This is a genomic window from Albidovulum aestuarii (assembly GCF_029961185.1).
In the GTDB taxonomy this organism is placed as follows: domain Bacteria; phylum Pseudomonadota; class Alphaproteobacteria; order Rhodobacterales; family Rhodobacteraceae; genus Albidovulum; species Albidovulum aestuarii.
Map to the genome: position 1 here is coordinate 60,061 of NZ_JASBQQ010000001.1, position 12,992 is coordinate 73,052.

12 protein-coding genes are annotated in these 12,992 nt (G+C 63.7%); 9 read left to right on the forward strand and 3 right to left on the reverse strand.

Features of this window, described 5'->3' with window-relative positions:
- The first annotated feature begins 87 nt into the window (after nt 1-87).
- From rpsF to rplI, 3 genes are read left to right on the forward strand one after another with little or no spacing between them, the layout of a single operon-like run.
- A complete protein-coding gene (gene rpsF, locus QKW60_RS00255; protein WP_282365569.1) occupies nt 88-450 on the forward strand; it encodes a 30S ribosomal protein S6 in 363 nt (120 codons plus the stop codon).
- 28 nt (nt 451-478) lie between these two features.
- Nucleotides 479-706, forward strand: a complete 228-nt coding sequence (gene rpsR, locus QKW60_RS00260) for a 30S ribosomal protein S18 (protein ID WP_068765176.1) — start codon at nt 479-481, stop codon at nt 704-706.
- Nucleotides 707-718: 12 nt separating this feature from the next.
- On the forward strand, nt 719-1,303 hold the full coding sequence (gene rplI / locus QKW60_RS00265; protein ID WP_282365570.1) for a 50S ribosomal protein L9: 585 nt from the start codon (nt 719-721) through the stop codon (nt 1,301-1,303).
- Nucleotides 1,304-1,381: 78 nt separating this feature from the next.
- Here rplI and QKW60_RS00270 read toward each other — a convergent pair whose 3' ends face one another.
- Nucleotides 1,382-3,112 (reverse strand): NAD(P)H-hydrate epimerase, encoded by a 1,731-nt coding sequence (locus QKW60_RS00270; RefSeq protein WP_282365571.1) that lies wholly within the window; start codon nt 3,110-3,112, stop codon nt 1,382-1,384.
- A gap of 179 nt (nt 3,113-3,291) precedes the next feature.
- Here QKW60_RS00270 and QKW60_RS00275 point away from each other — a divergent pair, with 179 nt between their 5' ends.
- Together QKW60_RS00275 and glnA are read left to right on the forward strand one after the other, a co-directional pair.
- Nucleotides 3,292-3,630 (forward strand): P-II family nitrogen regulator, encoded by a 339-nt coding sequence (locus tag QKW60_RS00275; RefSeq protein WP_282365572.1) that lies wholly within the window; start codon nt 3,292-3,294, stop codon nt 3,628-3,630.
- Between the two features lie 52 nt (nt 3,631-3,682).
- The gene (gene glnA, locus QKW60_RS00280; RefSeq protein WP_282365573.1) at nt 3,683-5,089 is read left to right on the forward strand and encodes a type I glutamate--ammonia ligase; all 1,407 of its coding nucleotides are present in this window, start codon (nt 3,683-3,685) and stop codon (nt 5,087-5,089) included.
- Nucleotides 5,090-5,185: 96 nt separating this feature from the next.
- On the opposite strand, the gene QKW60_RS00285 is transcribed toward glnA, so the two are convergent.
- Both QKW60_RS00285 and QKW60_RS00290 read right to left on the reverse strand, forming a co-directional pair.
- Nucleotides 5,186-5,659 carry a DNA polymerase III subunit chi gene (locus QKW60_RS00285; RefSeq protein ID WP_282365574.1) on the reverse strand — a complete coding sequence of 158 codons (474 nt, stop codon included), beginning with the start codon at nt 5,657-5,659 and terminating at the stop codon, nt 5,186-5,188.
- The gene (locus QKW60_RS00290; RefSeq protein WP_282365575.1) at nt 5,659-7,128 is read right to left on the reverse strand and encodes a leucyl aminopeptidase; all 1,470 of its coding nucleotides are present in this window, start codon (nt 7,126-7,128) and stop codon (nt 5,659-5,661) included. Before QKW60_RS00290 ends, QKW60_RS00285 begins: the two co-directional genes overlap by 1 nt.
- Before the next feature lie 127 nt (nt 7,129-7,255).
- Here QKW60_RS00290 and lptF point away from each other — a divergent pair, with 127 nt between their 5' ends.
- Genes lptF through QKW60_RS00310 form a run of 4 tightly spaced genes read left to right on the forward strand, consistent with a single transcriptional unit; the run spans nt 7,256 to nt 12,985 of the window.
- Nucleotides 7,256-8,386: an LPS export ABC transporter permease LptF gene (lptF, locus tag QKW60_RS00295; protein WP_282365576.1), complete on the forward strand. Its 1,131-nt coding sequence runs from the start codon at nt 7,256-7,258 to the stop codon at nt 8,384-8,386.
- Nucleotides 8,383-9,480, forward strand: coding sequence for an LPS export ABC transporter permease LptG (gene lptG, locus QKW60_RS00300; protein ID WP_282365577.1), 1,098 nt, complete (start codon nt 8,383-8,385; stop codon nt 9,478-9,480). The genes lptF and lptG overlap by 4 nt, the downstream gene beginning before the upstream one ends.
- Complete coding sequence (locus QKW60_RS00305; protein WP_282365578.1) at nt 9,480-11,618, forward strand: LPS-assembly protein LptD; 2,139 nt, start codon at nt 9,480-9,482, stop codon at nt 11,616-11,618. The genes lptG and QKW60_RS00305 overlap by 1 nt, the downstream gene beginning before the upstream one ends.
- Nucleotides 11,619-11,674: 56 nt before the next feature.
- Entirely contained in the window at nt 11,675-12,985 is a 1,311-nt protein-coding gene (locus QKW60_RS00310; RefSeq protein ID WP_282365579.1) for a peptidylprolyl isomerase, read from the forward strand.
- The last annotated feature ends 7 nt before the right edge of the window (nt 12,986-12,992 follow it).

The following is a 12,992-nucleotide window of genomic DNA, read 5'->3' on the forward strand; positions in this document are numbered from 1 at the left end:
ATTCACGGGAACCGGCGTAGCCTCTCGTGGCGGGCAGCGGAAGGGGTCGCCCGCCTATGAAGCCGCCTGAGACTGATAGGAGTATGCATGCCGCTGTATGAGCATGTCCTAATCGCGCGTCAGGACCTTTCCAACGCGCAGGCCGAAGGCCTCATCGAACATTTCTCCACCGTCCTCGCTGACAACGGCGGCAAAGTCGTTGATCACGAGTACTGGGGCGTCAAGACGATGGCCTACAAGATCAACAAGAACCGCAAGGGCCACTATGCCTATATCCGCACCGACGCGCCCTCGGCCGCCGTGCTGGAGATGGAGCGTCTTGCCCGTCTGCACGACGACGTAATGCGCGTGATGTCGATCAAGGTCGACGCGCACGAGGAAGGCCCCTCGGTCCAGATGCAGAAGCGTGACGACCGCGGCGATCGCGGCGACCGTCGCGAGCGTCGTTGATCAGAGCCTGAGGAAAGGAACCCAAACCATGGCGAACAAACCGTTTTTCCGCCGCCGCAAGGTCTGCCCCTTCTCGGGCGAGAACGCGCCGAAGATCGACTACAAGGATGTCCGTCTTCTCCAGCGTTACATCTCCGAGCGTGGCAAGATCGTGCCCGCCCGCATCACCGCCGTTTCGGCGAAGAAGCAGCGTGAACTGGCCCGCGCCATCAAGCGCGCCCGCTTCCTCGCCCTGCTGCCCTATGCCGTGAAGTAAGGAGACACGAACATGCAAGTGATCCTTCTGGAACGCGTGGCCAAGCTTGGCCAGATGGGCGAAGTCGTCAAAGTCAAGGACGGCTACGCACGCAACTTCCTTCTGCCGCAGGGCAAGGCGCTCCGCGCCTCGGAAGACAACATCAAGAGCTTCGAAGGCCGCAAGGCGCAGCTCGAAGCACAGAACCTCGAGACCAAGAAAGAGGCCGACAAGGTCGCTGCGAAGCTCGACGGCCAGACCTTCATCGTGATTCGTTCGGCCTCCGACGCCGGCGCGCTCTACGGCTCCGTCACCACCCGTGACGCCGCCGATGCCGCGACCGACGCCGGCTTCTCCGTCGATCGCAAGCAGGTCGTGCTGACCCGCCCAATCAAGGAGCTTGGCCTTCATGACGTGGAGGTCGTTCTGCACCCCGAGGTTTCCGCGACCATCGTGCTGAACGTCGCCCGCTCGACCGAGGAAGCCGAGCTTCAGGCCTCCGGCAAGTCGATCCAGGAACTGGCCGCCGAGGAAGAAGCCGCCGCCGATTTCGAAATCGCCGAACTGTTCGACGATATCGGGTCTGCCGGTCAGGATGCCGAGGAAACCGCGGAGTAATTTCCGCCGGTTACGAAATCAAAACCGCGCCGGTCCGTCCGGCGCGGTTTTTTTTAATGGCCAACGGTTTTTCAGCCGTCACAGCCCCAGATCACGAAAGACCGCGGGAAGCAGTTCCGGCAGGTCCTCGGCGATCAGGCCGGGGCCGAACTTCAGCGCGCATTCGACATGCAGCCATGCGGCGGTTTCGGCCGCCTGAATCGTCGCGAAGCCCCGCGCCAACAGCCCCGTTATGAAGCCTGCCAACACATCCCCCGAACCCGCCGTCGCCAGCCAGGGGGCCGCGCGGTCGTAATGGGCAGAGTTGATGCTGCACCGGCCCGACGGATCGGCGATCACCGTGTCCGGTCCCTTGTAGAGCACCACGCAGCCCGCCCGTTTCGCCGCCTCGCGCGTGGCATCGACTTTGGAATAGGCGGGGCCTTTGGTGGCGGGGGCGGCCAGTTTTTCGGCGATATCCGGGAAGAGCCGGGCAAATTCCCCCGCATGGGGGGTGAGAACGCAGTTTTCGTGGAGAGCCGCGAAAATGTCGGGTTCGCGGGCGAGGATCGTCAGCGCGTCGGCGTCGAGGACGATGGCGCAGGATGCCCCCCTCCCTTCTTCCCTCCCCACAAGGGGGAGGGAAACCGCCCCGACCTTGTGCGCATCGCCCGGTGCCTCGCGGCTCCCCTCCCCTTCGTGGGGAGGGGATGGGGGTGGGGGGGCGGCGCCGGAAACCCCGAGCGCCGCCGCGACCAGCGCCACCTTCCGATCACCGGTCCCGAGTCCCGGCCCGAGGCAGAGCGCGTTGATGCGGCTGTCCTCCAGCACACGCCTGAACGCATCGGCATCGGCGACAGGCTTCAGCATCACCGCATCGAGCCGCGCGGCGTTCTCCACCAGTGCCTCGGGCGGGCAGCCGACGGTGACAAGCCCCGCCCCGATCCGCAGCGCCCCCCGCGCGGCGAGGCGTGCAGCTCCGCCTTTGCCCGCGCCGCCGGAGAGGATCAGGGCGTGGCCCTCAGTGTACTTGTGTCCATTCGGGAACTTTCCTAGAGGCGCACCGATTTGTTCGTACGAAGAAGCGTGAAACCTCTCCAAATCTAAACGCATAACTACAGCGGCAGGGTCGCGTCTGCGCCGTCGCTTAACGTCATGCAGCGCTCCCAACCGGATCATAGCTGATTGAGCGTCTAGCCCGATGTCCGCGACTTGCACTCGACCAAATGCGAGTGGCGCGTCTCCTAAGAAATGTCCGATCTTTGGAAACTGAAACGTGACTGTAAGATTCGCTGCCACCGCGAGGCTATCGCCTTCAAAGAGCGCCCTGCCGCTTTCAAGACAATGACCGGACGGGCAGTCAACGGCAACGACCCTCTCCGCGCCAAGTTCACTTACTAAACGATACGCTTCGGCGTCGAGTTGTCTCGTTAGCCCCGTGCCAAACAAAGCGTCAATGTAGACGTCGCGATGTTCCCAAGGATCAAAGGCCTCCGAGGCGGCAATCTCCCCCAACCCCAACCACCGCTCACAATTCACCCGCGCATCCGGCGGCAGCTTCTCGGGGTCACCGTAAAGGAACACCTCCACCCCCCAGCCCCACTCCTTCAAGAGCCGCGCGACGACGAAGCCGTCGCCGCCGTTGTTGCCCGGACCGCAGAGAACGACCGCCCGGTGGGACGTCTTCGCCAGCTCCGGCCATTCCTCGAAGATCGCCTCCACGACGCCGCGCCCGGCACGTTCCATGAGTTCGAGGCCGGTGACCGCGCCCGAGGCAATCGCAGCCTCTTCGATGGCGCGCATCTGGGCGGCGGTGAGGAGTTCGGTCATGGTTTTGGCCCCGTCTTTCACAAACTGCCCGGCCTTCGGGCGAAGTGCACAAATTTTAGGCAAACACTCCGGAATCCCGGATGCAGCCGCCCTGACGGGAGCCTAGCCAATTGTGCCGGTGCAGCGAAAGTGGTGACAGGGGCGCGACCGCAGGAAATTGACCCCGGGAGAGTCGCCCCATGAAGAAGATCGAAGCCATCATCAAGCCCTTCAAGCTCGACGAGGTGAAGGAAGCGCTTCAGGAGGTCGGCGTACAGGGGCTTTCGGTGATCGAAGTGAAGGGCTTCGGCCGCCAGAAGGGCCATACCGAGCTTTATCGCGGCGCCGAATATGTCGTCGACTTCCTGCCCAAGGTGAAGATCGAGGTGGTTCTGGCCGACGACATGGTCGATGCCGCCGTCGAGGCCATCGTCTCGGCCGCCCGCACCGACAAGATCGGCGACGGCAAAATCTTCGTCACCCCCGTCGAACAGGTCATCCGCATTCGCACCGGCGAGACCGGCGAGGACGCGATCTAACACCCGGGCCACCCGCCCGAAACCGAAATCTCAAGTCAGAAGGACAGACCAGATGAGCGCCAAGGACGTTCTGAAACTGATCAAGGACGAGGAGGTCGAATATGTCGACGTCCGCTTCACCGACCCCAAGGGCAAGCTGCAGCACGTCACGCTGATCGTCGATATCATCGACGAGGACTTCTTTGAAGAAGGCTTCATGTTCGACGGTTCCTCCATCGCCGGTTGGAAGTCGATCGATCAGTCCGACATGAAACTGATCCCGGACACGTCCTCGGTCTATATCGACCCGTTCTATGCCGAAAAGACGCTCTGTATTCACTGCAACGTCGCCGAGCCGGATACGGGCGAACCCTACAGCCGCGACCCGCGTGGGACGGCTGCCAAGGCCGAAGCCTATCTGAAGGCTTCCGGCATCGGTGATGCGGCCTATTTCGGTCCCGAGGCCGAATTCTTCATCTTCGACGACGTGCGCTATTCCGTGACGCCGCAGAAAGTGGCCTACGAGATCGACGCGCACGACGCGGCATGGAACACCGACAGCGAATACGAGATGGGCAACCAGGCCCACCGCGCCGGTCACAAGGGCGGCTATTTCCCGGTGAACCCGATCGACGCCGCGCAGGACCTGCGGTCGGAAATGCTCTCGACCATGAAGCGCATGGGCATCAAGGTCGACAAGCATCACCACGAGGTCGCGACCGCCCAGCACGAGCTTGGCATGATCTTCGGCGGCCTCGTCGAGCAGGCCGACAACATCCAGAAATACAAATACGTGATCCACAACGTGGCCCACGCCTATGGCAAGTCGGCGACCTTCATGCCGAAGCCGATGAAGGGCGACAACGGCTCGGGCATGCATGTGAACATGTCGATCTGGAAGGGTGGCAAGCCCCTTTTCGCGGGCGACAAATATGCCGACCTCAGCCAGGAAGCCCTGTGGTTCATCGGCGGAATCCTGAAGCATGCGAAGACGCTGAACGCCTTCACCAACCCGTCCACGAACTCCTACAAGCGTCTGATCCCGGGCTTCGAGGCTCCGGTTCTGCGCGCCTATTCCGCCCGCAACCGCTCGGGCTGCGTCCGGATCCCGTGGACCGAAAGCCCGAAAGCCAAGCGCGTCGAGGCCCGTTTCCCCGATCCGGCGGCGAACCCCTATCTCGCCTTTGCCGCGCTCCTGATGGCCGGTCTTGACGGCATCAAGAACAAGATCGATCCGGGCCCGGCTTCGGACAAGGACCTTTACGATCTGCCGCCGGAGGAACTGGCGGGCATCCCGACCGTCTGCGGTTCGCTGCGTGAAGCCCTTGAGGCGCTCGACGCCGATCACGGCTTCCTGCTGGCCGGTGACGTGTTCACCAAGGACCAGATCGACGGCTATCTCGCGCTGAAGTGGGAAGAGGTCTATGCCTACGAACACACGCCGCACCCGATCGAGTACCAGATGTACTACAGCTGCTGACGCGGTCAGCACCGATATGAGAAAGGGCGCCTTCAGGCGCCCTTTCTTGTTTACGCAGGAAATGTGGGGGCGACAGGATCACCTGACCGGGCCCGATCAGCCGTCAGTCCCGCCGCTTTCTGCCTTCTTCTGCCACCGTCCGTCCGCTTCGCTCCAGTATTGCGCGGCGACCCCTGCGCCCGTCAGCGCCTTCCACTGGCTGCGTGCGTGCTCGACGGCCGCCGGATCATTGCCGTCGAAGATAATGCAGACCCGCTCCAGCCCGCCGCATTCCGCTGGCTCCACCCCGGCCCCGTCCACCGCCATCAGGCATTGGGCGCCGTTCGGCATCTCTGCCCCGGTCGTCAGCAGGATCGGTTGCAACGCATCATGTTTACCCCCCGCGACCCCATGCGGCAGGAACCCCTCGTCCGGTCCGGCCCACAGCTTCTGGTCAAGCCAGTCGAGCCGCCCTGCCTCGCGCCCCCGGACCACCACATGCCACCCCGCCTGAAGCGATTTTGCCAAAAGCATCGGCAAGGTCGCCTCAAGCGGCGAACGCGTCAGATGGTAGAAGAACGCGTTACCCATCAGCCTTCCAGCATGTCGCGCACCAGCCGGTCGAGCGTCATAACGCCCCAGCCCGTGGCACCTTTCGGCGCGAGCGCGGTTTCCTTCGGCGGCAGCGCGACGCCCGCGATGTCGATATGGCACCAGGGCGTCTCATCCTTCACGAACCGCTTCAGGAACTGCGCCGCGGTTATCGACCCCGCGGGCCGACCTCCGGTATTCTTGACGTCGGCCAGTCGGGTCTTGATGAGCTCGTCATAGGCAGGCCCCATCGGCATCCGCCAGGCGCCCTCGCCCTCGGCCCCGGCCGCTTTCAGAAGCGCGCCCGCGAGCTTGTCGTCATTCGAAAAGACCCCGGCATTCTCGTGCCCCAGCGCGATGATGATGGCTCCGGTCAGCGTCGCGAGGTTGATCATGCCGGTCGGCTTGAACCGGTCCTGCGCGTACCAGAGGACATCGGCCAGTACGAGCCGCCCCTCGGCATCGGTGTTCACCACCTCGATCGTGTCGCCCTTCATGGATTTCACGATGTCGCCCGGTCGCTGCGCCTTGCCGTCGGGCATGTTTTCGACGAGCCCCACGAGGCCCACGACATTGGCCTTGGCCTTCCTCAGTGCCAAGGCCCGCATGACGCCCGACACGACACCCGCGCCGCCCATATCCATCGTCATCTCTTCCATGCCAGCCGCCGGCTTGATCGAGATGCCTCCGGTATCGAAGACCACGCCCTTGCCGACGAAGGCGAAGGGTGCATCGCCCTTCTTACCGCCCTTCCACTGCATCACGACAACCTTGGAGGGGCTTTCCGACCCCTGCCCCACGCCCAGAAGCGCCCGCATCCCGAGCTTTTCCAGGTCCTTTTCCTCCAGCACCTCAACCTCAAGGCCGAGCTTTTTCATCTCGACCAAGCGGTCGGCGAAATCGCTGGTGGTCAGCACGTTCGCGGGTTCATTGACGAGATCGCGGGTAAAACAGACCGCATCCGCCACGGCGGCCATCGGCGCGAAGGCCGCACCGGCATCCACCGGCTTGTCTGCCATCACGGTGACTGCACCCCGGTCGCTGTTCTTTTCGCTGAGATAGTTGGCGAACGTATACGAGCGAAGCGCAACGCCCATCGCGACATCGGCCGCCTTCGTCTGCCCGGCCGCCAGAACCGTCACCCCGGATTCGCCGAGCGCCTTGCCGATCGCGCCCCCCGCCTTGCGCGCCTCTTCCACGGTGGCCTTCTTCGGCAGTTTCACAAGCTGCACCGCTTCGGCAGCAATCCCGGCGGGATAGGCCAGGTCCATCGACTGCCCCGGCTTCAACTTGCCCCAGACCTTGCTTTCCACCGCCCGGCCCAAAGCGCCCTTGATCTGCCGGTCGAGCCGCCGCACAACAGTGCCAAGCGGCCCCTCCGGGGCGATCAGAACCGCAATCCTGCCCTCCGTTGCCTTCAGGGTTTCAAAATCGACGGCAACGAATTCAATCGAGACGGGCGCGCTCATAAAAGACCTCCGGGCGTTGTTCCGCCGGACCCTACCGCCCTGCCCCGGGCTTGGCCAGATATGAGTTTTCCCGGCGCGGCTGATGGGCTAGGGATGGGGCAATAGAGGTGAGGGAGTGTCAGGGACCGTGTCCAGATTCGACAGATACATGCTGTCGCAGCTGATGATGCTGTTCGGCTTCTTCTCGCTGATCCTGGTATCGGTCTATTGGGTGAACCGGGCGGTCAGCCTGTTCGACCAGCTTATTTCTGACGGCCAAACGGCCTGGGTCTTTCTGGAATTCACCGCACTCACACTGCCCAACGTCATCCGCCTCGTCCTGCCGATCTCGGCCTTCGTCGCAACCGTGTATGTCACCAATCGCCTGTCCTCCGAAAGCGAACTCATAGTGATGCAGGCAACCGGGTTCTCACCGGCACGGCTGGCGCGTCCGGTGCTGTATTTCGGGCTGATCGTCGGCGTGATGATCGCCATTCTCGTTCATGTTCTGGTTCCTGCAAGCCGAACCAAGCTGACCGAGAGACGCGGCGAGATTGCCGAGAACGTCGCGGCGCGCTTCCTGACCGAAGGCGCCTTCCTGCACCCGGCATCCGGGATCACCTTCTATATCCGTCAGATCACCGAAACGGGTGAATTGAACGACATCTTCCTGTCGGACAGCCGCGCCCCGGGCGAGCGCACGACCTATTCCGCTGAACGTGCGCTTCTCGTGCGGACCGAAGCCGGACCAAAACTCCTGATGTTCGAAGGTATGGCCCAGACCCTGACGCTCGCCGATCAGCGGCTGTCGGTGACGCGGTTCGACGACTTTTCGTTCGATGTCGGTGCACTCATGGCCTCTGCCGCGCCGCGTCCGCCGGAACTGGAGGAAGTCTCGACCGGCGCCTTGCTGCGCGGTGACCCGGAATTGGCGCAAACCATGGGCATCCCACGCGACCGCCTGCTCTACGCCGGACATGAGCGCCTGACCCAGCCGCTTGTCGCGGTTGTCGCCGCACTGATCGGATTTGCCGCGCTGCTGACCGGGGGATTCAGCCGCTTCGGTCTCTGGCGCCAGATCGCGATTGCCGTGGGCGCACTGATCTTCGTTCAGTTTCTAGTGAACGGCGCGACCAACCTTGCCACGCGCACGCCCGATCTCTGGCCCATTGTCTATCTGCCGGTTCTGGTCGGCTTTGCCCTTGCCGGCGTCTTGCTGGCCCTTGCCGGAAGGACGCGGAAGGTACGGCACAGCCTCGTCGCGGCGGTGGCGTCATGACGCTCTCGCTTTATATCGCACGACGCTTCGCCTCCTCGTTCCTGATGGTGTTTTCCGGCTTCTTTGCCGTGCTCTTCCTGATCGAGATCGTTGAACAGGTCAGACGTTTCTCCGGCGCGAACCTATCACTTGCCGAAACCGCCGAACTTGCCCTTCTCAAAGTCCCGGAATCGGCTTACCGCATCCTGCCAATGATCATGATTCTCGCCTCCATCGCGCTCTTTCTTGCGCTGGCCCGGTCGTCGGAACTGGTGGTAATCCGCGCGGCTGGCCGGTCGGCGTTGCGGATGCTCGCAACCCCGCTTCTGACGGCGCTCGCCATCGGCGCGCTTGCCGTTGCGGTGCTGAACCCGATCGTCGCTGGCACGTCCAAACGGTACGAGGTCCTGTCGGATCGCCACCGTCTGGGTGACGGTAATGTTCTGTCGGTCACGCGTGAGGGCCTCTGGCTGCGGCAGGGCGGCGAGGATGGCCAGGTCGTGATCCATGCCGACCGCGCCAATCTCGACGGAACGACGCTCTTTGGCGTCTCATTCATCGCCTTCGCGCCTGAAAGCGGGCCGGTGGCACGCATCGACGCCGAAATGGCGGAACTTACGCCGGGTGCCTGGCTTCTGCGTGGCGCGAAGGAGTGGCAATTCGCGCTGGGTGGCAATCCCGAGCGTGAGGCGGTACAGCACCCGCAATACCGCCTGCCCTCAGACCTGACCGCCGATCAGATCCGCGACAGTTTCGGCACCCCGTCCTCCATCGCCATCTGGGACCTGCCGGCCTTCATTACCGCGCTGGAGCGTGCCGGTTTCTCGGCGCAAAAACACAATGTCTGGCTGCAGATGGAACTCGCGCTGCCGCTGCTTTTGGCAACGATGGTTCTCGTCGGCGCCGGGTTCACCATGCGCCACGCCCGGTCGGGACGTTCCGGGACCATGGTGCTGCTTGCGGTCATTTCGGGTTTCGCGATCTTCCTCTTGCGCAACTTCGCGCAGGTTCTGGGGGAAAACGGCCAGATCCCGGTCCTGATCGCGGCATGGAGCCCGCCCGTCGCCGCGGCGCTCCTGTCGCTCAGCCTCGTGCTGCATCTGGAGGATGGCTGATGCGGCACCTGATATCCGCGCTGCTCTTCATCCTGCTCTTTGCACTCCCGCTCCGGGCGCAGGATCAGGCGACCCTGATCGCCGACCGGGTCTTTCTTGCCGGGGATGAGACCCTGACCGCCGAAGGCGCGGTCGAGGTGCTCTATCGCGGCGCGCGTCTGACGGCGGAACGGATCACCTTTGACAGCCGCACTGACCAGTTGACCATCGTCGGCCCGATCCGGCTGACGGATGTAAACGGAACCGTTGTTCTGGCCGACGCAGCCGAATTGTCGCGCGACATGACCGAGGGTGTCCTGACCAGTGCACGCATGGTGCTCGACCAGCAGCTACAGCTTGCCTCGTCGTCGATGACACGAACGGAGGGACGGTACACGACGCTCAACAAGGTTGTCGCATCGTCCTGTCAGGTCTGCCCGTCGAACCCCAGACCGTTGTGGGAAATCCGCGCCCGGCGTGTCGTCCATGACCAAGAGGAACGGCAGCTCTATTTTGACCATGCCCAGTTCCGGGTGGCCGGATTGCCGATATTCTACGCCCCGAGACTCAGAATGCCGGACCCGACCCTGAAACGCTCGACAGGCTTTCTCATGCCGTCGGTGCGCAACACATCCGCCCTCGGCGCAGGCATCAAGCTGCCCTATTTCTTCGCGATCGGCGACAGCCGCGACCTGACGCTGACGCCCTATGTTTCGACCAACCAGACGCGCACGCTGGAATTCCGCTACCGGCAGGCTTTCGCCACGGGAAAGATGGAGTTCTCCGGCGCGTTGACCCGTGACGACCTACTTAAGGGCGATACGCGCGGCTATCTCTTCGGCGAAGGACAATTCGACCTGCCGCGCGATTTCGGCCTGACCTTTGAAATCCAGACGGTCAGCGATGACGCCTATCTGCTCGACTACGGCGTCAGCGATGTCGACCGGCTCGCAAGCGGGGTCGCGGTGACCCGGACCCGGCGCAACGAGTATATTGAGGCGCGCATCTTCCGCTATTGGTCAATACGGCCGGGCGACGACAACTCCATTCTGCCGACCTATGTCGGAGACCTGACCTTCACGCGTCGCTTCAGCCCGGCCTATCTTGGCGGAGAGGGACAGTTCAGCTTTCAGACCCACGGCCACCGCCGCAGTTCCGATGTCGATACCGACGCCAATGGCGACGGCGTGACCGACGGGCGCGACATGGCGCGGGCGACGCTGATGGCGGATTGGCGGCGGAACTGGACGTTGCTGAACGGGATGGTCGTGTCCAGCGGGTTCCAGGCCACGGCTGATTTCTACTCCATCGGTCAGGACGCTGCCTATCCGGGCACCGTGACGCGGTTCACCCCCGCCGCCTTGGTCGAATTGCGCTGGCCCTGGGTCAAGACCGAGCGGACGGGCGCAACGCAGGTGATCGAGCCCGTTGTGCAAGTGGTCTGGAGCCCTGACAGCACCGACAATGTCCCAAATGAAGACAGCCAGATCGTAACCTTCGATGAAGGCAACCTGTTCGACTTCAGCCGCTTTCCCGGTGCCGATGCGCATGAACTGGGCACGCGGTTCAATATCGGTGTCGGCTGGACCCGGTATGACCCCGACGGATGGTCGCTCGGCGTTGCCGCCGGACGGGTCTTCCGCGCCCGCGACCTTGGCCAGTTCAGCGCCGCGTCCGGCCTCGACGGCACCTCATCGGATTGGCTTCTCGCGGTTCAGGCCGAGAATGCCTTCGGACTGACCCTGATGAACCGCGCGCTCTTCGACGACAATATGAATTTCAGCCGTGACGAGTTGCGCATCGGTTACGATGACGGCCGTTACGACATGACGGCGGGCTATCTCTGGCTGGTCGCGGACCCCGTTGAAGGCCGCCTGCAGGAAAGCTCGGAATTCGTCTTTGATGCGGGCTGGAACTTTGCCGACAACTGGCGCGGCACGCTGGCCGGGCGCTATGATTTCGAGGCCGCGCGCGCAGCGCGCGCCGCGGTCGGGCTTCAGTACCGCAACGAATGCGCAACAATTGATCTTTCCCTCTCGCGCCGCTTCACGTCCTCGACTAGTGTGTCAGCGGATACGAGCTTCAACCTCGGCGTCGCGCTGAACGGCTTTGGCGCGGGAACCGACGGACGGCGCTACCGGCGCACATGCCTGCGCTGACAACAAGCGGCCGGGCGAAAACCGAAGACGACGACAGAGCAGACGGACGGCACATGATGCGCAAGATCACTCTTCTTTCCCTCGCCCTCGCGGCGGTCACGGCCTTTGGCGGACCGGTCACCGCCCAGTCGGGTCAGTTCTCACCCGCCGTCATCGTGAACGACTCCGTGATCACTCAATACGAGTTGGATCAGCGCATCCTGTTTCTTCAGCTCCTGCGCGCCCCCGGCGACCCGGCCGAGGAAGCGCGCAAGGCCCTGATCGACGACCGACTGCGCAGTCAGGCCGCAGAGCAGATGGATATCTCCCTGACCGCCGAGCAGATTCAGGCCGGCATGGCCGAATTCGCAGGTCGCGCCAATCTGGAAATCGAGCAGTTCCTGGAAGCCATCGGCCAGGGCGGCGTGTCGCCCGAAAGCTTCCGCGATTTCGTCAGTTCCGGCCTTGCCTGGCGTGAAGTCGTGCGCGCCCGTTTCGGCGGGCCCCGCATTACCATCACCGATGCCGAGATCGACCGGGCGATGTCGGTCGCGGCGCAGCGCGGATCGGGACCGCGTGTGCTCCTGTCCGAAATCATCCTGCCGCTGGAACCGACAACGGCCGCCGATACCCGCGATCTCGCCCTTGAACTCGCCGAAACTGTCCGCTCTGAAGCGGCCTTCGCCAATGCCGCCCGGACCTATTCTGCCGCGCCTTCGCGCCAAGAGGGAGGTCAGCTTGGCTGGATGCCGCTGACCAACCTGCCGCCGCAGGCGCGTCAGGTCGTCGCCCAGATGGGCAATGGTCAGGTGAGCCCGCCGATCCCCCTTGGCAACGCCATTGCCCTCTTCCGCCTGCGCGGCATCCAGCAGGGCGGAGAAATTGCCGCATCGAACATCACGCTCGACTACGCGCAATACCTGATCCCCGGTGGACGCAGCGCCGAGGCGCTGACCGAGGCCGAGCGGGTGCGGGGCAAAGTCGATACCTGCGACGACCTTTACAAGGTCGCGCGCGGCAAACCGGCTGAACAGCTTCTGCGCGATGCGCTGCCCGCCAGCCGGGTGCCCGCCGATATTGCCGCCGAACTCGCGCGGATGGACCGCAACGACACCTCTGTCGCGCTGACGCGCGGAAATGCGCTCGTCTTCCTCATGCTCTGCAGCCGCTCCGCCACCATCGCCGAAGGCACCGATCCGACGGTTCCGGTAACGGTCGCGGCCGAGGATCTGCCGGAGGGCACACCGGCGATCAATCCCGAGCTTGGCTTCGGCCGCGGCCCGAGCCGCGCGCAGATCCGCGAGGAACTGATCAACCAGCGCCTTGCGGGACTTGCCGAGGGCTATCTCGCCGAACTGCGTGCGAACGCGATCATCGTCACGCCGTGAAGCGGTG